Here is a 22,796-nt window from a genome sequence, read left to right as displayed (position 1 = left end):
CCTGTCGTTGACCAAAGTCAGTTAACCTGACGGCTGCGACGTCAATCTGACTTGTCAGATCAGACTTCATCCGTATGCTTCCGGCATGCCTAACGCCGCACTGCAGCAACCCGCGGGTGACAACCCACATGTTACCCTGATCACGCCATCCTCTCCGATGGCGACGCCGACCCATGGCGGGCGGGCAAAATGTTTGCAGCGACTGGTGCGGCTCGACCTGCCCGTTCCACGTACCGTCGCGCTGTCGTTTGACACCGTCCACGAAATCGCCGGCGGAGCGCTTCCGGATATTGCCAATGTGATTGCGCAGTTTGACGAAGGCGCGCTGCTTTGTGTCCGCCCCTCGTCCGAGGACCCTGATTGGGGCGGCCCCGGCGCAATCCTCAATATAGGCATGAACGATGCCCGCTACGTAGACTTGTCAGAACGCATTGGCCGCGAATTTGCAGCGGTCCTTTATCTGCGGTTTGTTCAGGCCTACGCGGTCCACGTGGCCCGTTTGGACCCCGACACCTTTGATGAAATCGAAGACATGGGTCCCGGCGGCCTTTCGGCTGCTTTGGCCGCCTACGAGGAAGAAGCCGAAGAACCATTCCCACAGGATCCGGTCGAACAACTGTCCGCCGTTCTGACCTGCATGGCCCGTGCATGGGAAGGCACCACCGCGCGCCTGTTGCGGCAAGCCAAAGGCGCGCCCATGGACGCCGGGCTTGGTCTGGTCGTTCAGGAAATGGCGCTGGGAATTGGGGCCGGGGAATGCGGTTCGGGCGTTTTGCAGTTGGTTGATCCCGATACCGGACTGCGCCAGATCACCGGCCGTTACCTCAGCCAAAGCCAGGGCCGCGAGGCGCTGGAGATGGATTTCGCCAGCCTGTTTCTCACACGTGATCCCCGTGGACCATCGCTCGAAGATCAGGCGCCAGAAGCCTTTAAGGCACTGATAGAAAATGCCGAATTGATGCGGCAGCGCCTGCGCGAAGAAATGCAGATCGAATTCACCATCGAAAACGGTGCGCTGCATATTCTCGACGGTATCCGGGTGCCCCGCTCGTCCCGGGCCGCTGTCCGCATTGCCGTACGCTTGGCCGAAGACGGCATTATCAGCCACGAAGAAGCCCTGCTGCGGATTGAGCCGCGTGCCATATCGGAACTGTTGCACCGCCAGATCGCACCCGGTGCACATCGCGACGTGATCGGATCAGGCGTGGCGGCATCGCCCGGCGCGGCAACTGGCAAGATCGTGTTTTCCTCGGCCGAGGCGCAGGCCAGCGCTGCGCGCGGGGAACATTGTGTGCTGATCCGCCGGGAAACCAGCCCCGAGGACATTCGCGGAATGCATGCAGCAGTCGCTGTTGTCACCGAACGCGGCGGGATCACCAGCCATGCGGCCGTGATCGGACGCGGACTTGGCCTGCCCTGCGTTGTAGGCGCCGCCAACATGAAATTCGATTTACGCAAACGCAAGATCACCACAGCCGACGGACGAAGCTTTGCCCACGGCGAGGAAATCACCGTGGATGGCACCAGCGGACAGGTACTGGCGGGCGCGGCGCTGACCGTCGAAGCGGCTCTGGATGATGCGTTTCAAACACTAATGGGCTGGGCCGATAAAGCCCGGGACATTGCGATCCGAGCGAATGTCGATACCCCTGCAGACGCGGCAACCGCACAGAATTTCAAGGCCGAGGGGATCGGCCTGTGCCGGACGGAACACATGTTCTTTGAGGCGGATCGCCTGACACCTATGCGTGAGATGATCTTTGCCGACGGTTCCGAAGACAGGATGGCCGCGCTCGCCGTCCTCCTTCCGATGCAGCGCGCTGATTTCACTGCGCTTTTCAGCATCATGGAAGGCTTGCCCGTCTGCATTCGTTTGTTCGATCCGCCGCTGCACGAGTTTCTTCCAAGTGACCGCGCCGGCCTGCGCGATCTGGCCGAAGCGCTGGATCTGCCGATTTCGGATGTGACCGAACGGGTCGAAGCCTTGGGAGAATACAACCCAATGCTGGGCATGCGCGGCGTGCGCCTTGGGATTACCGTGCCAGAAATCTACGACATGCAGGCCCGGGCAATCTTTGAGGCCACGCTGGATGCCAGCCGAGCCGGCGCACCACCGGTGGTGCCCGAAATCATGTTGCCGCTCGTTTCTGCCAAACGCGAAGTCGAAATCCTGCGCACCCGCATCGACGCCGTTGCCTCTGCGGTCAAGGCAGAACGCGGGCGCGATTTCACCTATCGACTGGGTGTGATGGTCGAAACACCACGCGCTTGCCTGCGTGCCGACGACATCGCGCAGCACGCTCAGTTCCTTTCGTTTGGCACCAACGACCTGACCCAGATGGCGTATGGGCTGTCGCGGGACGACGCGGGCCGTTTCATGTCGGATTACGTTCAGCAAGAGGTGTTCCTGGAAGACCCGTTCCACATTCTCGATATCGAGGGGGTTGGCGAACTGGTGGCCATCGGTGCAGAACGGGGGCGTCAGGGACGGCCGGATGTTCTGCTGTCGATTTGCGGGGAACATGGCGGTGATCCTGACTCCATCGCGTTTTGCCGCGCCGTGGGCATGAACCATGTCAGTTGCTCGCCCTTCCGTGTGCCGATTGCCCGGCTGGCAGCCGCGCAGCTCGCGATTCGGGAAACCATTGGATCGCAGTAGCCAGAAACCAGCGCTCGAATGACGGATAGGTGGTATCCGCTGATCAGCAGGGCACAATCTGTCGGGATTTACTGAGACACCGTTTTTGAGTATCACCCAAGTCCTCTGAGAAGGCGCGATGCCGCTTCAGAGCAGCCGAACAGATTTGTGGAAGATCTCATGCTTCGTATTTGCAGCCTATTTTTGACATTTGCGGTATTCGCCGTAACCGCGCAGGCAGAGACCGGCAGCAAGTACAAACGCCTTCTGACGCTCGAACAACGCGCCCTTTCTTCGGCATCGGGCGCCCATCTTTCACGGATCGTCACACCTTTGCCGATGCCCAAGGCCCAGACTGTCGCCAAGGGTACCGGCAAATACCCTATGACGACCGAATGGCTGGCCAAGCAACCTGCCCCATCGGGCGACGCGCAATGGCGATGCCTGTCCGAGGCACTCTACTTCGAGGCACGAGGCGAAACCCTCAAAGGTCAGTTCGCCGTGGCCGAAGTGATCATGAACCGGGTCAAAAGCTCTCGTTTTCCGAACTCGGTCTGCGGTGTGATCAATCAGGGCACAGGGCGTAAATACGCCTGCCAGTTCACCTACACTTGTGATGGACGCCCTGAAAACATCAATGAGCCCCGCGCTTGGGAACGGGTCGGCAAAGTTGCCAAGACCGTCCTGACCAAAGGCTCGCCCGGTCTGACCAAAGGCGCGACCCACTATCACACCACGGCGGTAAAGCCGAACTGGTCGCGCACCTACACGCGCACAGCGAAGTACGGGGTGCATTTGTTCTACAAACACACCTGGCGCGAATCCAAACGCTGAACGGCATTTCACGTCGCATCCAGCCGTTGGGGTGACGCGCTGGCCCAAAGGGCTGTCATGGGCTAAGTGTACGGTCTGGAAGAACCACGCGCCGCCAGCAAGGAGCAACCATGGCCGACGAAATCCGTCTCGCGTTCGCGCACCCGTCCGAACGGGCTATTGCCACTGCCGGGGACACGCCTCGCGACCGTATCAGTCTGCGCGATCATGTGCTCGAGGCCGAAATCGGTGCCTTTCAGGCTGAACGCGGCACAACCCAGCGCCTGCGCTTCAATGTTGTCGTCGAAATTGCACCCTTGCCGCCCACGCTGGATGACGACGTGGATCGCATCCTGTCGTATGACCGCGTGACCGAAGCGATTGCCCATGAACTGGCCGCCGAACGTCTGAACCTGCTCGAAACGCTGGCAGAACGGGTGGCCGAACGCATTTTGCTGGAGCCACAGGCCGTTCGGGCCTTTGTGCGGATTGAAAAGCTTGATCGCGGCCCCGGCGCTCTTGGCGTCGAAATCGTTCGAACCCGGAAGGACTATGGGCAGCATTTGAACGAGCTGGCCGATGAGGTCACACAAGAACGTCCGCATCCCCGCATTGTCTACCTGTCCAACGAAGCCATTGCGCATGATGGCTTGCACGCCGCCATTGACGCGCTTGCGGCCCGCAGCGCTCCGGTGATTTTGTGCGTCGGGGCACCAGAGGTCGAAAGCCCCAAGACCGGGCACAAGATGACCCAGCGCCGTATCGATCTGCTTGCGATCGAACAAAACGGATGGATGCTGGCGGCAAAAGACGAACGCTGCAAGGTCGTGGCCACGCGAACGGAACTGGATTGGGCTATGAAGAATGGCCAGATTTGCGTCTGGGCCCCGTCCAAGATTGTGCTGGACGCCACAGAAGGCCCACAGGTTCAACCGCGCGACAGCGTGGCACTGGCGGCGTGGTTCGCAGGAGACATGGAAGCCTGCGAGTTGGTTGTCATCGGCGAAAGCCTGCCAGAAGGCGGCGCGGTTCCACAGCGCGCGGCCAATCCGGGCGCTGCACTGTTCTAGGCGACTTGCCAAGCCTGTCAGGATGGGTCAGGGAATGGCCATGAGAGCCTACTACAGACCGCTGGTGCGTTTTGAACTGCCCCGTCCCCCGGATGCATTGCCATTGGCCGGTGGCCCCGGCTGGTTCAACGAAGCCGTCCAACACGACCGGGACGGCAGTCTGACCCACGTGGCATTGTCCGACATCCCGCAAGACTGGCAAGAGCGCCTCAGCAGCCCTCGCGCGCCTATCGCCGGGCTGGAAATGGACCAACCCAATCTGATGGGCATCCTGAACGTAACGCCCGATAGCTTTTCCGATGGGGGCAGCCACAGCGGCGCGGCCAAGGCGCTTGCTCATGCCAACCGCATGGTGGCCGAAGGCGCGTCCATCATTGATATCGGCGGTGAAAGCACCCGTCCCGGTGCACAGACAGTGCCCGTCGAAGCAGAAATCGCGCGTATCGAACCGGTCATTCGCGCGGTGCATCGTGACATTGCTGTTCCCATGTCGATCGATACCCGCAAATCCTGTGTTGCCGAGGTTGCGGTTCGGGAAGGTGCGCGCATCGTCAATGACGTGTCCGGCTTTACCTATGACCGGATGCTCGCTCCTTTTTGCGCCCGCAACAATCTGCCGGTTTGCGTGATGCATGCGCAGGGCGACCCGGAAACGATGTCCGACAATCCGCGCTATGATGACGTGTTACTGGACGTCTACGATTTTCTGGCAGCGCAGGTCTGCATGCTTGAAGGACTGGGGATTTCGCGGGAACAGATCATCGTCGATCCCGGTATCGGGTTTGGCAAGACGCTGGCCCACAACCTGACTTTGCTAAACGGATTGTCGTTGTTTCACGGCATTGGATGCGCGGTGTTGCTGGGCGCATCCCGAAAAGGTTTCATCGGCACCATTACCGGCGCCAATCCCGCCAGCGCGCGCATGCCCGGATCCGTTTCGGTCGCGCTTTGCGCGGCTCAACAAGGGGCACAAATCCTGCGCGTTCACGATGTGGCTGAGACCGCTCAGGCGCTGCGGATGTGGCGGGCAATCAACGAAGGAAAATTCCATGAATCGTAAGTTGTTTGGCACCGACGGTGTGCGTGGAACCGCCAACAGTTTCCCAATGACTGCAGAAATGGCGTTGATCCTCGGGGCCGCTGTGGGCCGGCATTTTCGGCGTGAACACCGCGGCGTGCACCGCGTCGTGATCGGCAAAGACACACGTTTGTCCGGCTATATGTTCGAAAACGCCCTGACGGCAGGCCTGACATCGACCGGAATGAATGTGCTGCTTCTTGGGCCGGTTCCCACACCGGCGGTCGGTCTGCTCACCCCGTCCATGCGCGCGGACCTCGGGATCATGATCTCGGCCAGCCACAATCCGGCGGAAGACAACGGGATCAAGTTTTTCGGGCCTGACGGTTTCAAACTGTCGGACGAAGTGGAAATGCAGATCGAATCCATGGTCGAAGATGGACCGCGCCCCGCCTCTCCTAAGAGCATTGGACGAGCGAAACGTATCGATGACGGCCGGTTCCGGTACCAGGAACGGGTAAAGTCGACCCTGCCACACGGACTGCGACTGGACGGCATGAAAGTCGTCGTCGACTGCGCCAATGGCGCGGCCTACAAGACGGCACCGGAAGTCTTGTGGGAACTCGGGGCCGAAGTGATCCCGGTGGGCGTGGCCCCGAACGGCTTGAACATCAATGACGGGTGCGGATCGACCAGCCCGCAGATCGCGGCAGAAACTGTCGTGGCGCATGGTGCTGACGTCGGCATTTGCCTCGATGGAGATGCAGATCGCATCATTCTGATCGATGAGGCCGGACAGGTCGCTGATGGTGATCAGATCATGGCCCTGCTGGCCGGCCGCTGGGCCGAAGAAGGCAAACTGCGGGGCGGCACGCTGGTATCGACGGTCATGTCCAATCTTGGACTGGAACGGTTTATGCAAGACCGCGGCCTGAAACTGGAACGCACCGCCGTTGGCGACCGTTATGTTGTCGAGGCCATGCGCTCGGGCGGCTGGAACCTGGGCGGCGAACAATCGGGTCATATCGTAATGACCGACTATGCAACCACAGGCGATGGCCTGATGGCCGGGCTGCAGTTCCTGTGTGAAATGGTGCGGACCGGACAGCCTGCATCTGCATTGACCCGCTCGTTCACGCCGGTTCCCCAGATGCTCAAGAATGTCCGCTACAGTGCAGGGGATACCCCGCTTGAGGCCGCTTCGGTCAAACAGGCCATCTCTGACGCCGAAGCGCAATTGGTCGGCAAGGGCCGCCTGTTGATCCGCAAATCCGGAACCGAGCCGCTGGTCCGCGTTATGGCAGAGTGCGAAGATGACGCTCTGCTGGAACAGGTTGTCGACGGCATTGTGGCCGAAGTTCAGGCCGCCACAGGCACGCCCGCCTAGATCAAAAGCTAGAGATCAATTTCCTTGCCCTCATCGGCCAATTCATCCGGCGTTTTCTTGCGCAGGATGATATCGCCGTTGGGCAGGATTTCGGGTGGATGATAGACAGACCAGTCTTCAACCTTGTCCATCAGATCGCGCAATGCCGGACCCATCTGATCCGCAAATTCCCGAAACGCGGGCTCGATTTCGCGGGCCATATCCTCCAGCTCTTCCAGAGCGGGTTCCATTTCGGTCATCAAGCCGCGAAAGAACAACCGCGCGCCTTCTTCCATCAGGCTCAGACCCTCTTCTTTGGGTTGATCGTCCTGTGCCAGTGCAGGCGAAGAAACAAAAACCGCAGCTGACAAGGCCAGCGCTACAATCGGGACCATCACGGGGTTGGCAAGGTGTTTCATGACGCAAATGTATGCACGGAGCACGCCGATTTAAAGCGCTGTGCGCTTAGACGTCGATATCCAACACGACCGGAAAGTGATCCGAAGCCGTCAGGAGCGCGTCGCGCAGCGCTTGATCGCGCCAGCATTCAGGGTCTTCGAAGGGATGCCAAATCCGCCAGCGCGGCGATTTGGAGCGCAAATCTTGTGACACCATGACATAGTCCAAAAGTGCCTGCATATAGCGCTTTTCCCCGGTCAAATAGAACCGCGCGGAACTGGGTTGCGCCCCCAGCTTGCGCGCCAGAGCCTGCTCGGCATGCGGATCAAACAAGGCCTGCGGCCCCTCACCCAACACGATTTCCACGGAGCTGCGGCCAAAAAGGTTTTCATACTCGTCCAGACCGGGGCCATCGTTCAGATCGCCAAGCACGATCAAACTGTCCCCTGCCTCCAGATGCGCATCGATACGCGCGCGCAACCAAATCGCCTGCGCCAATTGTTTGCGACGATTGGCGATGGCAAAGCGCATGACTTCATCACGATCCGTCGCGCCATGGGGCGCTTTTGACTTCAGATGCGATCCGATCATTCTGAGCACCGAGCCGTTGGTCGTTTCAACCTTGAGCTCGAGCGGTGGTTTGGAAAAGACCACCCTGTCCCGTGTCGCATCAATATCCAGATCAATGTGGAACGCAGTGTCAAAGCGTGGTGCGTTCGCGCTTTCCTGCGGATCATGGCGCGCTGTCAGAACGGCCGGATCATAGAGCAAAGCGATTTCCTGCTGCGTATCGTTCACAAAACCCGTCGCGACGGCGTTTGTGCGCAAAGAAAACCGTTCAGCAAAATAGCTAAGCGCCTTGGTTGTGCTGCGTTTTTTGCTGGTGTCCGGCGCTTCGATAATCATGATCGCGTCCGCATCGACCGCCGTCAGCACGCGGGCAATGGCGGTTGTCTGTTCCGCCCTGGAAACCTTGTAGCGGGCAGACCAGCCAGAATCGTCGTGCAACACCCCGTCATCATCGAACAGCGCGTCAAACCATTCGATATTGTAGGTGGCCAACCTCATGCGGTTTCGCGCGCTTGAATGTCTTCCCATGCGCGGTTGATGTCCTGCATCCGGCGTTCGGACAGCTTCACCGCTTCGGCAGGAACCCCGCGCGCAATCATTCGGTCTGGATGGCATTCACGCACCAATTGCCGCCAATGATCGCGGATTTCATCCATAGGCGTATCAGGCGTGACGCCCAGAACCGTAAAGGGATCGGGTGCGGCATCCGGTACAAAACGTGCGCGCAGCCCTGCAAAACGCACGTCATCCATGCCGAAAATCTCGGCCACCCTTTGCAAAAATGCATCTTCTGCCGGGTGGTAGGTGCCATCGGCCATCGCGATATGGAACAAGCCTTCCATCAGATCACACAGGGTGCTGTCTTCGCCGTCAAACATTGCGCCGATGCGGTGGGCGTATTCTTCGAAACCGGCCACGTCTTTGCGGGCAAGGTTGAACAGTCGCGCCGCGTTTCGTTCTTCCTCCGGTGCAATGTGAAAGACCTCGCGAAAGGCCGTGACTTCATCGCGCGTTACCAGCCCATCCGCCTTTGCCATCTTGGCGGACAAGGCGATGACCGCGATCGTAAAAGCAATGCTGCGCTCAGGCGGGCTGCGGAATGCATCAAAAATAGCGGACAGGCCCTCACCCTTGGTCAGGGCAGAGATAGCTTCGGAAATGCGGGACCAAATTGACATGCAATCACTTTACGTCAGCGCCGACCCGGTGTCAGCGCGACAAATCCAAAAATTTCTGCATCAGCACAAGATCCATCCAACGGCCAAATTTGAACCCGACCTGGGGCAAACGTGCGACCTGCTCGAAACCGATCGCGCTGTGAAAGGCGACCCCATCGGGGTTTTCACCACTGACCCCCGCCCAAAGCGAATGCACGCCCTCTTGCCGCGCGGCGTGTTCCAAAGCCGACATGAGCGCCCTGCCCGCGCCCTGACCGCGCGCTTCGGGCGCCAACTGGATGGAATGTTCCTTGGTATGGGCATAGCCCGGACCACCGCGAAAGGCGGAATAAGTGGCAAAACCGATCAGCTGACCTTGATCTTCGGCGACCTGAAAACCATGCCCACGGCTTTCAATATCCTCAATGAGGCCTTCGGTCGTTTTGGTTTCGGTGGTGAAGGTCACCGACGTGTTTAGAATAACGTCATTCCAAATGGCCGCGATGCCCGGTGCATCCGAAGGGATTGCCGGACGTATGATCATGACAACCACACCTCTTTGCCATCGATTTGCATGCAGGCTCTCAGCTCAGGCGTCTTGGCCTGTTCAAATCGCACGATCGAAGTCTCCAACGCTGGCCCCAGAAGGCCCGCCAGCTCATCCGCGCGAGGATGCCGGATATGCAGAGACTTCAACCCCACGCCGGAGCCAACCAGTGATTGACCCGGCGGGACATCGCTGTGCCACTGGATGATTGCCGGAAAAAGCCCGTCAAACGGCAGTTGTCCATCAGCCGGAACAGCCATAGTCCACCGCAGGCCGTCCCGCTCCAATTCCACAGGAGATCCGGCCTGCGGGAACATCTGAAGTGCACTGTCCATGTCATGCGTACGCACAATCCATTTATTCAGCCGTGCGGGGCCAACAAAAGTATCCAAGCCAAACCAACGCGGAAACGGTGGGGACGGAACACTTGGGTCGCTGGCGATCGCTTCGAGGTACAAGCCGTCTTCCAGCCCCATCAGACGGTTATGGGTGGCAAAATGCGCATGCCGTCCACCACCGCCCAAATCCTCTTTTAAACAATGCTCTACATGTTCCGCAGCCTCTTCCAGAGTGGTTCCGAGAACTGCAATGTGATCAAGTTCCAGCATTGATTTCCGCCTTTGAATATTCACGGACAACCTACCGCCGCAGCACCGACTTGCCCATAGATGATTCGAGGCCCATCGCCCTTCAAAAGGTTAACAAACACTTTAAAATTGTCCGAACTATAGAAATTTCTACCAAGAATTAGATTTACCTGTATTGTGGTTACGTAAGGTTATGTTTTGGCGCGTTTCGCTACCAATGATTGAACGAAGGGACACATTCATGTTCGGAAACTTGAAAAAAATCTGCACGAAAACCGCAACAGTTGCTTTGCTGGCACTGGGCTTCAATGCCGCAACGGTCGACAAAGCCGCTGCCCAAGACGCGATACTTGGTGAAGTCCGCACATTCGGCTTCAACTTCTGCCCACGTGGCTGGGCTGAAGCGAGCGGCGCTCTGCTGGCAATCAACTCGAACACTGCGCTGTTCTCGCTTTTAGGTACGACATTCGGCGGCGATGGCCGCACGACATTTGGCCTGCCTGACATGCGCGGCCGCTCGGCTCTTGGCCTCGGCACGGGTCCGGGCTTGGGCAATGTAGTCTGGGGTCAACGGGGCGGCGTGGAATCCGTCGTGCTGAATACCGCGCAATTGCCAGCGCACAACCACTCACTCAATGCAACCAACACTGCCGCAGATCAAAAGCGTCCGAACGGCGACATTCTGGCATGGCCGGATGTCTCAATTGATGGCACACCGCTGAACATTTACGGCAACGGAACAGCTGAAGTGCAGATGGAGTCCAACAGCATCGGCATTACCGGAAACAACGCACCTGTGAGCATTCGTGACCCCTACATCGGGATGATCCACTGCATAGCAACGGAAGGCGTCTATCCTTCCCGCAGCTGATTGCGACACAACCGAAAAAGAGGCCCCGCCGAATTTCTTCGGCGGGGCTTTTTATCTGGATAAGCACAGCGCCATAGTCAATTGGTCAGGCGGCCTCATCTCGGGCTTCGCGGATCAGGCGCAGGATATCCTGTGCCGCTTCGGGAATGTTGGTCCCCGGTCCGAAAATCGCCTTCACACCTGCATTGTACAGGAATTCATAGTCCTGCTGGGGGATGACGCCGCCACAAATCACAATGATGTCCCCCGCACCTTGTTCCTTCAGCGCCTGAACCAATTGCGGCGCGAGTGTCTTGTGGCCAGCGGCCTGAGAGCTGATCCCGATAACGTGCACATCGTTGTCGATTGCATCCTGCGCAGCCTCGGCCGGGGTCTGGAACAGCGGACCAACATCCACGTCAAAGCCAATGTCCGCAAAAGCCGTGGCAATAACCTTGGCACCACGGTCATGCCCGTCCTGCCCCATCTTGACCACCAGCATACGTGGACGGCGGCCCTCATCATCGGCAAATGCGTTGACCGATTTCTGAATCGCGGCAAAGCCTTCGTCGCCTTCATAGGCAGCACCATAAACACCGGCGAGCGTTTTGACCTCGGCGCGATGGCGACCGAACACTTTTTCCATGGCCATGCTGATCTCTCCTACGCTGGCGCGGTGGCGCGCAGCTTCGACCGCGGCTTCGAGCAGATTGCCACCCTCTGAGGCGCGGCGGCTGAGTTCGTCCAAGGCGGCTGTACAGGCGGCCTCATCGCGGGTGCTGCGAATGGTTTCGAGACGGCCGATTTGCGCGTCCCGGACCGCCGCGTTGTCGATGTCGAGGATGTCCAGATCATCCTCTTTCTCGAGCCGGTACTTGTTCACCCCAACAATGACATCTGTGCCCCGGTCGATGTCTGCCTGACGGCGGGCCGCGGTTTCTTCGATGCGCAGCTTGGGCATACCGGATGCGACCGCCTTGGTCATGCCGCCCATTTCGTCCACCTCTTCGATCAGCGCCCAGGCTGCCTCGGCCAGGTCATGGGTCAGCTTTTCGACGTAGTAGCTGCCTGCCAATGGATCGACGACCTTGGTGACGCCGGTTTCTTCCTGCAAGATAAGCTGCGTGTTCCGCGCAATCCGGGCGCTGAATTCAGTCGGCAGCGCAATCGCTTCGTCCAATGCATTGGTATGCAGGGATTGCGTTCCACCCAATACAGCGCTCATGGCCTCATAGGCGGTGCGGATCACGTTGTTGTAGGGATCCTGTTCAGCCAAAGACACACCCGAGGTCTGGCAATGGGTGCGCAGCATCTTGGACCGTGGGTTCTGAGCGCCAAGCTCTGTCATGATCCGATGCCAGAGCATCCGCGCAGCGCGCAGCTTGGCCGCTTCCATGAAGAAATTCTTGCCGATCGCAAAGAAGAACGACAGCCGTCCGGCGAATTTATCCACGTCCATCCCGCGCGCCATGGCGGTTTTTACGTATTCCTTGCCGTCTGCCAGCGTGTAGGCCAGTTCCTGCACAAGGTTCGCCCCGGCCTCTTGCATGTGGTAGCCGGAAATCGAGATCGAGTTGAATTTCGGCATCTCGTTCGATGTGTATTCGATGATATCCGCGATGATCCGCATCGAGGGTTCGGGCGGATAGACGTAGGTGTTGCGCACCATGAACTCTTTGAGGATATCGTTCTGGATAGTGCCCGACAGCACCGAACGGTCGTGCCCCTGTTCTTCGCCCGTGACGATAAAATTCGCGAGGATCGGGATTACCGCGCCGTTCATCGTCATCGAAACCGAAACCTTGTCGAGTGGAATCCGGTCAAACAGGATTTTCATATCCTCGACACTGTCAATTGCCACACCAGCCTTGCCTACGTCGCCGACAACCCGTTCGTGATCGCTGTCATAGCCACGGTGAGTGGCCAGATCGAAAGCAACCGAAACACCCTGCTGTCCCGCGTCCAGAGCCTTGCGGTAAAACGCGTTGGATTCCTCGGCCGTGGAAAAACCTGCGTATTGGCGGATGGTCCATGGGCGGCCCGCATACATCGTGGCCTTAACGCCGCGGGTAAACGGCTCTTCTCCGGGCAAATCGCCGATATGCGGCAAACCGGAAATGTCATCCGCTGTGTAGAGCGGTTTGACCTGAATGCCTTCCAGAGTGTTCCAGGTAAGATCGTCCAGCGGACGACCCCGCAACTCTTTCTCAGCGCGTTTTTTCCAATCGTCGGGCAGATCGGTCATGATGTCTTCCTCTTTTTTCGAAACCTGTCGCCAGCTTGTTTGCTGGTCCTTCAGGCTCGGTCTCTTCTGTCAGGAATGCCAAACCGTCTGCTCCGGCTCTTAGCCAGAACAGATCGTCGGCGTAGGCCTCGCGCAGCGCGCTGGCCTGTTCTTGGGAAAAGGGCATCCAGCGGCCCTGCCCCGGTGGGATGATGGATGGATCGTCAGCGCGGTCATGCAGGATCTTTTGCAGGGCCAGACGATCTGGGCTGCGGTTGGCCCAGAATTCCGTACTGCTGGCAAAGGGAACAGAAAGACTGCCGGTCATGCGATGAAACAGCCTGTCCGGACGCGCGCCAAAACGTTCAAACGGCGTCACCATGATTTCAGATCCGGGCCAGGCACAGGACAAATCCGTGATGACCTGACGCCAGCTACGCGGCGAATGCGCGATGGCCTGCAAAGTGTCTGCGTCCGGTACGGGCAGCCCCCGGGCCACAAGGAACGACAGGGCCGAAGCCCACCATTGATCCAGCGACCGAATTTGCAGCACGATCCGACGTGGCGCGCCAAATCCCGCATGCGCCCGCGCCATGCGTTCGCCCGCGTCCGGATAAAGCTTGCCTGCACGCAGGTTCGCGCGGGCAGTGCCGAGCATATTTTCGTCGCTTACGATCAGCACGGCCGTTCCACGCCGCTCTGCGCAGGTCAGGTTCATCCGAACACGGCCCGCAGCCCGGGCAGACTGGCTATTCTTGCGAGGACGCTCCAGCAGACCGTTCAGCAACCCGCCCCGCGTACGCCATGGCCCCCAGAAGCCAACGGCCTGCCCTGCCAGTGCGGCCTTGTGCTGGCGCATGTAGCGTTGAAAGCTGGTGGTCCCGGTGCGGTGCGTCCCGACGTGCAGAATCGTGTCCATTGCGTGCTGTGCCCCATAAAGCCGCGGGCGTTTTGCACCGCGTCGGCACCATGGGCGGTGCAGCGTGTCGATCCTGTTAATGTTAAAATTTTCGCGGTCTGCGCACCAAGAAGCCTGTGCAGGCTCGGATCGCCTACCTATATCTTGGTTTATGAAAGTCTTTAACCATATCGCGCGAGCGGCCATGCTGAGCAGTCTTGCCTCCGCAGGCATTTCCCAAACCGTCGAAGCCCCTGCAGACGAGTCCGTTGTCGCCGTTGTTGAAGAGACGGCGGCTCTGCCGGAAGCCGACGATGCTTCACCGGGCATCATCCTACCGGCGGCAGAGACCGATCTGGCTGACTGGCTTTGGATCCGGCGCCCGATTGTGGTGTTCGCGGACAGCCCTGCGGACCCTCGGTTCATCGAACAAATGGAGCTGCTGAATGCCCGTCTGGATGTGCTCTTGGAACGCGATGTGGTCATTCTCACCGACACCGACCCGGCGCAGCGCAGTTCCGTGCGGCGCGAATTAAGGGCGCGTGGCTTCATGCTGGTCATCATGGCCAAGGACGGAACAATCGTGGCGCGGAAACCGGCGCCTTGGGACGTCCGTGAAATTTCCCGTTCGATCGACAAGTTGCCATTGCGCCAGCAGGAAATCCGGGATCGGCGCAGCGGAACACGCTGAGTAGTCAGCCGCCCTTGGTTCTTATGACAAAGGCGGTTGGAATCGGACGATACAACAGAACCATCACATAGTTCTTCGGATCGAAAATCATCAGTGTTTGCGTGTCCATCAGCGCCGTGTAGGCCTGTGCCGCGAAAACATCGTCCATGCAGCGACGACCCGGCCCCACGAATGTCGACAACATTCCCAGACCCTCGAACAGATGGGCTGACATCAGTTGTTCCGACACCTGATTGGGCGTTGCGCCCGGCACCACAAAGGCAATCGTCGTTCCGGCTTGCAGATGCGGGATTGCTTCGCGCACCGAAGAGACCGGAAGCGGCCCGCCTCTTTCGCGCATCGCAGGAGAAATCAAATCCACGCGCGCAACAGCGCAGTCGCGCCCGGCCGCAAAGGCCCGGGTTTCCCCCAAGAATAGCCAGGCCTGCGCCCTGTGGCGCAGCCCTTCTTCTGTATCCAGCGGCTCGCAGGCCGCCAGAAGGCACACCGCTGTCAAAGCGGAAAGCCAGCGTGCAGGCATAGGTATTCCCCGGTTCCGTGAAAAGAACCGGGGCAGCATAACGGCCAAAGTCTTTCAACTTTGTTGCCTTGGCCGTATCTGCAAACGCCTGCGTCATAGTGGGTTATTCGAACTCCATGATCACATCGTCCACAGCAAGGCTGTCACCTGCTGCTGCGTTGATCTTCGACACCACGCCTTTGCGTTCGGCCCGCAGGATGTTTTCCATCTTCATGGCTTCGACCGTGCAGAGCGCCTGACCTTCCTGAACCTCGTCGCCCTCGGCGACATCGACCTTCACGATCAGGCCCGGCATTGGGCACAAAAGCATCTTGGACGTATCCGGGGGCAGTTTTTCCGGCATGAGCGCCGCAAGCTCGGCCTGACGCGGGGTACGAATGTGTGCACGCAGGTCTGCGCCTCGGGTTCTAAGCCGGAAGCCCTGTGTGGCCTTGTCGACTTTCAGCACCAAAGGCGCGCCATCGACCATCATATGGGCAAGGCTATCGCCCGGCGTCCAATTGCCTTCAACCCGAAGCGTTTTTCCGTCTTCGAACTTGACGTTTGAACCCTCCTGATCGGCTTCGATCTTGACCGGCCATGGAACATCTTCGCCCGGCACGCCGCCTTTGAGGGTGACGACCCAATCTTCACCAACCCGGCGTTCGTGGTTATCCAGACGGCCCGAAATCCGCGCGCGGCGAATTTCCGCAACCCGGTTCATTGCGGCTGCAGCTGCCGCAACCCGGCGCAGTTCGTCCTGTGCCAAGGAAACACCCTCAAAGCCATCAGGATATTCTTCGGCAATAAAGGCCGTGGTCATGTCACCGCTGATAAACTTGGGATGGTCCATAACCGCCGCGACGAATGGCAGGTTGTGCCCGATGCCTTCGACTTCAAAGCTGTCGAGCGCGTTGCGCATCACTTCGATGGCGCCCTCTCGGGTCGGAGCCCATGTGCACAGCTTGGCGATCATCGGATCGTAATACATGCTGATTTCGCCGCCTTCGTAGACGCCGGTGTCGTTTCGCACGATGCCATCGCCCAGTTCCCCTTCGGCGGGCGGACGGTAGCGGGTCAGACGCCCAATCGAAGGCAGGAAGTTGCGATAGGGGTCTTCGGCATAAAGGCGGTTTTCAATCGCCCAGCCATTGATCTGGACATCGTCCTGCGTGATGGTCAGCGGCTCGCCGTTGGCGACGCGGATCATCTGTTCGACCAGATCGACACCGGTGATCAGTTCCGTGACCGGATGTTCCACCTGCAGGCGGGTGTTCATTTCGAGGAAGTAGAAATTCTTGTCCCCGTCGACGATGAATTCAACCGTACCCGCGCTGGTATAGCCAACGGCCTTGGCCAATGCGACCGACTGCTCGCCCATGGCCTTGCGGGTCGCTTCGTCGAGGAATGGCGACGGGGCTTCTTCGACAACCTTTTGGTTCCGGCGCTGGATCGAACATTCTCGTTCGTTCAGGTAGATGCCGTTGCCGTGGGCGTCGCACAGCACCTGAATTTCGATGTGGCGCGGCTGCGTGACAAACTTTTCGATAAAGATACGATCGTCGCCAAAGCTGTTTGCCGCCTCGTTCTTGGACGACTGGAAGCCTTCCCGGCATTCTTCATCGTTCCAAGCAATCCGCATCCCCTTGCCGCCGCCACCGGCAGAGGCTTTGATCATCACGGGGTACCCGATTTCATTGGAAATCTTGACCGCTTCGTCAGCGTCCTCGATCAAGCCCATGTAGCCGGGCACAGTGCTGACGTCCGCTTCCTGAGCGATCTTTTTCGACGTGATCTTGTCGCCCATGGCTTCGATCGCGCCCTTAGGCGGCCCGATAAAGGCAACGCCAGCCGCTTCCAGCGCTTCTGCGAACTTGGCGTTTTCAGAAAGAAAGCCGTAGCCGGGATGCACAGCCTGAGCGCCCGATTTCTTGATCGCATCCATGACCTTGTCGATCACGATGTAGGACTGGTTTGCAGGCGGCGGGCCAATGTGAACCGCTTCGTCCGCCATTTCGACGTGCAGCGCGTTTTTGTCGGCATCGGAATAGATCGCGACGGTCTTGATGCCCATCTTGCGGGCTGTCTTGATTACGCGGCACGCGATTTCGCCACGGTTCGCGATCAGGATCTTGTCGAACATTGCTGTCCCTTTCTTGTGAAACTTTGGCAGCCGCCGGACAGTCCCGGACGAGCACATGAAAAAGGACCGCGAGGGCGCCATGTCCCTGCGGTCCGAATACGAAGAACGACGCTGCGCGCGGTGCTAGCAGCGTGATGGATACTTTCGGCAATAGGCGATGTTGCCCGCAGCCCCGATGGCCGCACCCGTGATGAGATCGCCGTCGGTTGCCACCGCAGCCGCACCTCCGGCGCCCGCGCCAAACAACGCTTGTTCACCCAGAGTGTCACCACAGGACGAACACACGCACAGGGCGAAAATTGAGATACTCGTTCGGAACACGTACATGCTTTACCCTCCTGCTTGGGATCAAGAGATCGCAGGGGCATTGCGCCGTATTTGAACACAGATATCCAGTATCGTTTCTCCATTGGCCTTTTTCCAGCAAAACCTCGCTGATTCATGGGCTTAGATTGAAAAAACGAAAAAGCGGGCGGCCGGAAAGGGGACATTCCGGGCCGCCCGACAGGGGAAGGGTCACGGTGAAATCTGAGCGGCTTGGAAAAGCCCTGCACACGTGTGAGAGCAACCCTGTCACCAGATTGGCCTTTCGCAAAGATCGATCTACCAAGGCGCGAATTTTCGGCAACAGTCTGCGCAAAGCCTGATGTGCTCGGCGGGATCATGCCAAATCCCCCGGCTCAAACGCTTCGGGAAAAGACAGCCGCGCTGCATCTTCGTCGATAACCAGCAACGCGTCGTAGTCTTCTGGATCGAATGGATCATCGACCGGCAGAACTTCGCGGCCAAAAAGCCAGCTGAGGCGTCCGGCATCGAGGTTGCCCCGCTCGAAGGGTTCGTTTCCGAAGTGCTGCCACAGCGCAGCCATGAACGCCGCATCTGCGCGTTTGTCCGGTGGCCGACGGTCACGATACCGTTCGCGGGCCACAATCGGAGTCGCCCCCTTGGGGTTCGCGCGGCGCAAAGTGAATTGAAAATCTGTTCCCGGAAGACGTCCGGGGAATCCGCGGTGCTTCAGCATGCCCGGCCCCCATCAAAAAGGGCCCGCGAGAGAGGGGCGAAAAACGGGACGGACGAAAAAGCCCGTCCCGCAGTGATCTTATTTATACTTGCCTGTGTAGACAGGCTCAACGCTGATCGGCTCTGGGTCGACCACGATGAACTCTTCTTCCGAGGACTTGCCACCGCAAGCGGCAACGCCTGCAACAAGACCCAGCATGGCAAGCAACTTGATGCTCTTGGACATCTCTTACTCCTGTCAGGTTCCACGAAACTTGCGGCGCCACGTGGCACCGCCCGTCCCGCTTTCGAGGTAAAGATTGCTTGGGTGCAATCGACGCTCAAGATAGCCGAGACGCGGGAAAAAAGATACGAAATCGGGAAAGCCGACAAGGGTTGTGACACCAAAGCCTCAAATAGTTGTCCACATGAGAGTCGATGCGCAAGATATTGTGGAATCATCAGAAAACCTCCCAGATGCAGAGGTCGTTTTCGATGCTGTAACTCTCGAAAAACTGGACAACTTCCGGGTTTGCGACGCCAAATTCCACCGGTTCCTGCATAAACGTCACCACGATACGCGATGGTTGCGGGCCAATATTTGAAACACGCGGAAGGGCGTATTCGGTACACAGGAATTCCATATCTGTATTGACTGACATGAAGTCATGGCCCGGCTTTCCAATGTCCGGCGCAACAAATCGGAACCGATAGGTCAGCCCGTCGCCCATCTCATTGTGGATCATGTCGTGGAACTGCACATCCAGCCCGGAAGGCACGTCCATCTTCTCCGCCAGAGCGGCAGAGCCCACCAAAGCCATCAAAATGGAAAGAATGCAGCCCCGACCCCGTTTCCGGGCTCCTCCCGCCGGGGCTGCGTTACCCCTGGCCGCAGCCGGGGTGTAGGACACGGGCAACGGCGCATTCATGTTCGCCGCTCCTGCGCCCAGGATATCCACCGCGCACGATGTGCGGGGTTTTCCAAAAGGGCCGTGATCCGGTTAGCTGTTTCAGCAGGCAGCGGGCGCATCACCCGGCCCCCTGCGCGCACGATCAGACCATCGGCACCTGTTTGCTCAGAGATTTGTATCACCGGAGAGAAACCGCGCAAGTGCTGAAACTTGCGCCAAAGATCCTGGCGGATTTGCTGAGCCAAGCGCCCCGGCCGCGCAGCAGGAAACACTGCCCGTGCTTCCACGTCGAAACGCGGCGGCCAGTGGCGGGCCAGCGTGTAGCAGCCCTCCTGCACATCGATATGCCAGCGCTTGCGGCTCATCTCATTCCTTTTTCCGAACCCGTGGAGGCAACCCCGACAAAGCCCGCACCCAACCGGGTGCGGGCAGGCAACCCGCGCTTACAGCGGGATGTTGTCGTGCTTTTTCCAAGGCATGGACTGTTTCTTGCCGCGCAGCATGGCAAAGGCGCGGGCCACGCGCTTGCGTGTCGAACGCGGCTGGATCACCTCATCGATAAAGCCACGCTCGGCCGCCACAAACGGGTTGGCGAAACGATCTTCGTACTCCGCCGTATGGGCCGCGATCTTGTCCGGATCACCCAGATCGGCACGATGAATGATTTCGGTCGCGCCCTTGGCACCCATCACCGCGATTTCCGAGGTGGGCCAGGCATAGTTCACGTCAGCGCGCAGATGCTTGGAAGCCATAACAACATAGGCGCCGCCATAGCTCTTGCGGGTAATCAGCGTCACTTTGGGCACGGTCGCTTCGCCATAGGCAAAGAGCAGCTTTGCACCGTGCTTGATCACACCGCGATACTCCTGACCTGTGCCGGGTAGGAACCCGGGCACGTCGACAAGGCTGAGAATTGGAATTTCAAAGGCATCGCAGAAACGGACAAAACGGGCCGCTTTGCGGGCGCTGTCGATATCCAGAACGCCGGCCAGCACCAAAGGCTGGTTGGCCACGACACCGACCGTCTGGCCTTCAAGACGGATGAAGCCGGTGATGATGTTCTTGGCGAAATCCTCCTGGATTTCATAGAAGTCACCTTCGTCCGCGATCTTGTTGATCAGCTCTTTCATGTCGTAAGGCGTGTTCGGGTTTTCCGGAACAAGCGTATCGAGCGATGTCTCGATCCGATCCACGTCATCAAAAAACGGACGCACAGGCGGCTTTTCGCGGTTCGAACTGGGCAAGAAATCGACCAGACGGCGCACTTCGGCGATCGCCTCCACGTCGTTTTCGAATGCCCCATCAGCGACCGAGCTTTTCTTGGTATGCGTGCTCGCACCGCCCAGCTCTTCGGCTGTGACCTGCTCATTGGTGACGGTTTTGACCACGTCCGGGCCCGTCACGAACATGTAAGAGCTGTCTTTGACCATAAAGATGAAGTCGGTCATCGCAGGGCTGTATACAGCACCACCCGCACAAGGCCCCATGATCAGACTGATCTGCGGCACCACGCCAGAGGCCATGATATTGCGCTGGAACACTTCGCCATAACCAGCAAGGCTGTCGACACCTTCCTGAATACGGGCGCCGCCCGAGTCATTGATGCCAATGACTGGCGCACCGTTTTGCATCGCCATGTCCATGATCTTGCAGATTTTCGCAGCATGGGTCGCCGAAACCGAACCACCCAGAACGGTGAAGTCCTGACTGAAGACATAGACCATTCGACCATTGATCGTACCCCAGCCAGTCACAACCCCATCGCCATAGGGGCGGTTCTTTTCCATGCCGAAGTCGGTGCAGCGATGCGCGACAAAGGTGTCGTATTCTTCAAAGCTGCCTTCATCGAGTAACAGATCGATCCGTTCGCGTGCTGTCAGCTTGCCGCGGCCGTGCTGTGCGTCGATGCGTTTCTGTCCACCACCAAGGCGCGCGTTTTCGCGACGATCCTGAAGTTCTGCGAGAATGTCTTTCATGGCCATCCCTTTGCTGTTTCGCGCAACATACTTGCCTTTGCAGTTGCAGCAAGAACAGAATGGCAAATTTGCAAAGTTTGAAAATACACCCGTTAGCAAATTGCAAAGTGTAAATTTTCGAATCCCGCCGTGCGAGCCACATGGACAAAGCCCTGCGATCAGCCTAACTGATTCAGAATGCCAAGTCGCCAAGCCGTGCGTTTTTTGGATCGCACCACCCCGCCTCATATCGTGACCCTTGTCTTTCTGGCCGGTCTGTCCGCGCTGGTCATGAACATCTTCCTGCCCAGCCTTCCGCAGATGACCGAGTGGTTCGATACGGAATACCGCCTGATGCAATTGTCCGTCGCGGTCTATCTGGGTGTAAACGCCGTCTTGCAGCTTCTGATCGGACCGATCTCGGACAAACTGGGGCGCAGGCCGGTCATTTTGTGGGGCATCGCATTGTTTTGCGTGGCCACCCTAGGCTGTATCCTTGCCACATCCGTCTGGATGTTCCTGTTCTTTCGCATGTGTCAGGCGGTGATCGTCGTGGCAATGGTGCTGTCGCGTGCAGTTGTCCGGGATATCGTTCCGCAGGACGAAGCCGCCTCAATGATTGGCTATGTGACTATGGGCATGGCCGTGGTCCCGATGATTGGCCCGGCAATCGGCGGATTGCTCGAAGAGACCATGGGCTGGAAGGCCAACTTTTGGCTATTGCTGCTGCTGGGCCTGGGGATGCTCTGGCTGAGCTGGCGCGACCTTGGAGAAACCGCCCAGAAGAGCGGGTTGACGTTGGGCCAGCAGTTTCGTGAATACCCCGAACTGCTCACCAGTCCGCGATTTTGGGGCTACGCCTTGTCCTCGGCCTGTGCGTCTGGGGCGTTCTTTTCATATCTTGGCGGCGCTCCTTTCGTCGGAACAGAAGTGTTTGGCCTTAGCCCGGCGGAACTGGGGTTCTACTTTGGCGCGCCCGCCGTGGGGTACTTTGCAGGCAATTTCATTTCCGGCCGGTACTCTGCGCGCATCGGTGTGAACACCATGGTTTTTGTCGGCTGCTGGATCGTGACCATCGGCATGGTCTTGTCGATGCTGTTCTTCTGGGTTGGCGCAGGCACGGCGATCAGTTTTTTTGGTTTCATGACCTTTGTGGGATTGGGCAACGGCATGACCATTCCGAATGCAACGGCGGGCATGCTGTCTGTTCGTCCGCATCTTGCCGGCACAGCATCTGGTCTGGGCGGATCAATCATGCTGGGTGGCGGCGCGGCGCTTTCAGCGATCGCGGGCGCCCTGCTCCAGCCCGGATCAGGCGTTTGGCCGCTGTTGTGGCTCATGTTTGCGACATCGGCGGCCTCAATCTTTGCGATCGTTTTCGTAATCTGGCGTGCAAGACAGCTCAAAGGGCTGGACGCCGCCTGACAACCCTGCAAACTTGCATGCGGTTTTCTGCAAAGG

The 22,796-nt window shown here is 58.7% G+C and carries 23 protein-coding genes; 8 read left to right on the top strand and 15 right to left on the bottom strand.

The annotated features are described in order from the left end of the window. Nucleotides 1-85: 85 nt before the first annotated feature. The 5 genes from PFY00_RS14305 to glmM all read left to right on the top strand — a co-directional run bounded on the left by PFY00_RS14305 (nucleotide 86) and on the right by glmM (nucleotide 6,926). A complete protein-coding gene (locus PFY00_RS14305; protein ID WP_271433260.1) occupies nucleotides 86-2,659 on the top strand; it encodes a putative PEP-binding protein in 2,574 nt (857 codons plus the stop codon). Between the two features lie 159 nt (nucleotides 2,660-2,818). Continuing rightward, entirely contained in the window at nucleotides 2,819-3,472 is a 654-nt protein-coding gene (locus tag PFY00_RS14300; RefSeq protein ID WP_271433259.1) for a cell wall hydrolase, read from the top strand. Nucleotides 3,473-3,582: 110 nt separating this feature from the next. Beyond that, nucleotides 3,583-4,521 (top strand): dihydroneopterin aldolase, encoded by a 939-nt coding sequence (locus PFY00_RS14295; RefSeq protein ID WP_271433258.1) that lies wholly within the window; start codon nucleotides 3,583-3,585, stop codon nucleotides 4,519-4,521. 40 nt (nucleotides 4,522-4,561) lie between these two features. After that, nucleotides 4,562-5,581 carry a dihydropteroate synthase gene (gene folP / locus PFY00_RS14290; RefSeq protein ID WP_271433257.1) on the top strand — a complete coding sequence of 340 codons (1,020 nt, stop codon included), beginning with the start codon at nucleotides 4,562-4,564 and terminating at the stop codon, nucleotides 5,579-5,581. Next, on the top strand, nucleotides 5,571-6,926 hold the full coding sequence (gene glmM / locus PFY00_RS14285) for a phosphoglucosamine mutase (RefSeq protein ID WP_271433256.1): 1,356 nt from the start codon (nucleotides 5,571-5,573) through the stop codon (nucleotides 6,924-6,926). The genes folP and glmM overlap by 11 nt, the downstream gene beginning before the upstream one ends. Nucleotides 6,927-6,934: 8 nt before the next feature. On the opposite strand, the gene PFY00_RS14280 is transcribed toward glmM, so the two are convergent. Genes PFY00_RS14280 through PFY00_RS14260 form a run of 5 tightly spaced genes read right to left on the bottom strand, consistent with a single transcriptional unit; the run spans nucleotide 6,935 to nucleotide 10,186 of the window. Further along, nucleotides 6,935-7,324, bottom strand: a complete 390-nt coding sequence (locus PFY00_RS14280; protein WP_271433255.1) for a hypothetical protein — start codon at nucleotides 7,322-7,324, stop codon at nucleotides 6,935-6,937. Nucleotides 7,325-7,370: 46 nt separating this feature from the next. Then, complete coding sequence (locus PFY00_RS14275; protein WP_271433254.1) at nucleotides 7,371-8,372, bottom strand: endonuclease/exonuclease/phosphatase family protein; 1,002 nt, start codon at nucleotides 8,370-8,372, stop codon at nucleotides 7,371-7,373. Continuing rightward, nucleotides 8,369-9,052: a molecular chaperone DjiA gene (locus PFY00_RS14270; protein ID WP_271433253.1), complete on the bottom strand. Its 684-nt coding sequence runs from the start codon at nucleotides 9,050-9,052 to the stop codon at nucleotides 8,369-8,371. The genes PFY00_RS14275 and PFY00_RS14270 overlap by 4 nt, the downstream gene beginning before the upstream one ends. A gap of 31 nt (nucleotides 9,053-9,083) precedes the next feature. Continuing rightward, nucleotides 9,084-9,575, bottom strand: a complete 492-nt coding sequence (locus tag PFY00_RS14265; RefSeq protein WP_271433252.1) for a GNAT family N-acetyltransferase — start codon at nucleotides 9,573-9,575, stop codon at nucleotides 9,084-9,086. Further along, nucleotides 9,572-10,186: a VOC family protein gene (locus PFY00_RS14260; protein ID WP_271433251.1), complete on the bottom strand. Its 615-nt coding sequence runs from the start codon at nucleotides 10,184-10,186 to the stop codon at nucleotides 9,572-9,574. The genes PFY00_RS14265 and PFY00_RS14260 overlap by 4 nt, the downstream gene beginning before the upstream one ends. 232 nt (nucleotides 10,187-10,418) lie before the next feature. On the opposite strand from PFY00_RS14260, the gene PFY00_RS14255 reads away from it, so the two are divergent. Further along, entirely contained in the window at nucleotides 10,419-11,036 is a 618-nt protein-coding gene (locus tag PFY00_RS14255; protein ID WP_271433250.1) for a phage tail protein, read from the top strand. Nucleotides 11,037-11,121: 85 nt separating this feature from the next. Here PFY00_RS14255 and scpA read toward each other — a convergent pair whose 3' ends face one another. Beyond that, nucleotides 11,122-13,260 (bottom strand): methylmalonyl-CoA mutase, encoded by a 2,139-nt coding sequence (gene scpA / locus PFY00_RS14250; protein WP_271433249.1) that lies wholly within the window; start codon nucleotides 13,258-13,260, stop codon nucleotides 11,122-11,124. Next, nucleotides 13,223-14,158 carry a hypothetical protein gene (locus PFY00_RS14245; RefSeq protein ID WP_271433248.1) on the bottom strand — a complete coding sequence of 312 codons (936 nt, stop codon included), beginning with the start codon at nucleotides 14,156-14,158 and terminating at the stop codon, nucleotides 13,223-13,225. The genes scpA and PFY00_RS14245 overlap by 38 nt, the downstream gene beginning before the upstream one ends. A gap of 184 nt (nucleotides 14,159-14,342) precedes the next feature. On the opposite strand from PFY00_RS14245, the gene PFY00_RS14240 reads away from it, so the two are divergent. Then, complete coding sequence (locus tag PFY00_RS14240; protein WP_271433247.1) at nucleotides 14,343-14,828, top strand: DUF4174 domain-containing protein; 486 nt, start codon at nucleotides 14,343-14,345, stop codon at nucleotides 14,826-14,828. A 4-nt stretch (nucleotides 14,829-14,832) separates the two neighbouring features. Here PFY00_RS14240 and PFY00_RS14235 read toward each other — a convergent pair whose 3' ends face one another. The 8 genes from PFY00_RS14235 to PFY00_RS14200 form a co-directional block, all read right to left on the bottom strand. Next, entirely contained in the window at nucleotides 14,833-15,348 is a 516-nt protein-coding gene (locus PFY00_RS14235) for a hypothetical protein (RefSeq protein ID WP_271433246.1), read from the bottom strand. A 103-nt stretch (nucleotides 15,349-15,451) separates the two neighbouring features. Continuing rightward, the gene (locus PFY00_RS14230; RefSeq protein WP_271433245.1) at nucleotides 15,452-17,470 is read right to left on the bottom strand and encodes an acetyl-CoA carboxylase biotin carboxylase subunit; all 2,019 of its coding nucleotides are present in this window, start codon (nucleotides 17,468-17,470) and stop codon (nucleotides 15,452-15,454) included. A 123-nt stretch (nucleotides 17,471-17,593) separates the two neighbouring features. Beyond that, nucleotides 17,594-17,797 (bottom strand): hypothetical protein, encoded by a 204-nt coding sequence (locus PFY00_RS14225; protein WP_271433244.1) that lies wholly within the window; start codon nucleotides 17,795-17,797, stop codon nucleotides 17,594-17,596. A gap of 334 nt (nucleotides 17,798-18,131) precedes the next feature. Further along, entirely contained in the window at nucleotides 18,132-18,491 is a 360-nt protein-coding gene (locus PFY00_RS14220) for a hypothetical protein (protein ID WP_271433243.1), read from the bottom strand. 78 nt (nucleotides 18,492-18,569) lie between these two features. Further along, complete coding sequence (locus PFY00_RS14215; RefSeq protein WP_271433242.1) at nucleotides 18,570-18,716, bottom strand: hypothetical protein; 147 nt, start codon at nucleotides 18,714-18,716, stop codon at nucleotides 18,570-18,572. 214 nt (nucleotides 18,717-18,930) lie between these two features. Further along, complete coding sequence (locus PFY00_RS14210; RefSeq protein ID WP_271433241.1) at nucleotides 18,931-19,398, bottom strand: DUF6497 family protein; 468 nt, start codon at nucleotides 19,396-19,398, stop codon at nucleotides 18,931-18,933. After that, entirely contained in the window at nucleotides 19,395-19,745 is a 351-nt protein-coding gene (locus PFY00_RS14205) for a hypothetical protein (protein WP_271433240.1), read from the bottom strand. Before PFY00_RS14205 ends, PFY00_RS14210 begins: the two co-directional genes overlap by 4 nt. A 78-nt stretch (nucleotides 19,746-19,823) precedes the next feature. Next, a complete protein-coding gene (locus PFY00_RS14200; RefSeq protein WP_271433239.1) occupies nucleotides 19,824-21,356 on the bottom strand; it encodes an acyl-CoA carboxylase subunit beta in 1,533 nt (510 codons plus the stop codon). A 177-nt stretch (nucleotides 21,357-21,533) separates the two neighbouring features. On the opposite strand from PFY00_RS14200, the gene PFY00_RS14195 reads away from it, so the two are divergent. Then, on the top strand, nucleotides 21,534-22,760 hold the full coding sequence (locus PFY00_RS14195) for a multidrug effflux MFS transporter (RefSeq protein ID WP_271433238.1): 1,227 nt from the start codon (nucleotides 21,534-21,536) through the stop codon (nucleotides 22,758-22,760). Nucleotides 22,761-22,796: the final 36 nt, after the last annotated feature.

The organism is Thalassococcus lentus, assembly GCF_028023555.1.
Classification (GTDB): domain Bacteria; phylum Pseudomonadota; class Alphaproteobacteria; order Rhodobacterales; family Rhodobacteraceae; genus Thalassococcus_A; species Thalassococcus_A lentus.
This window is presented reverse-complemented; position numbering and strand designations above follow the sequence as displayed.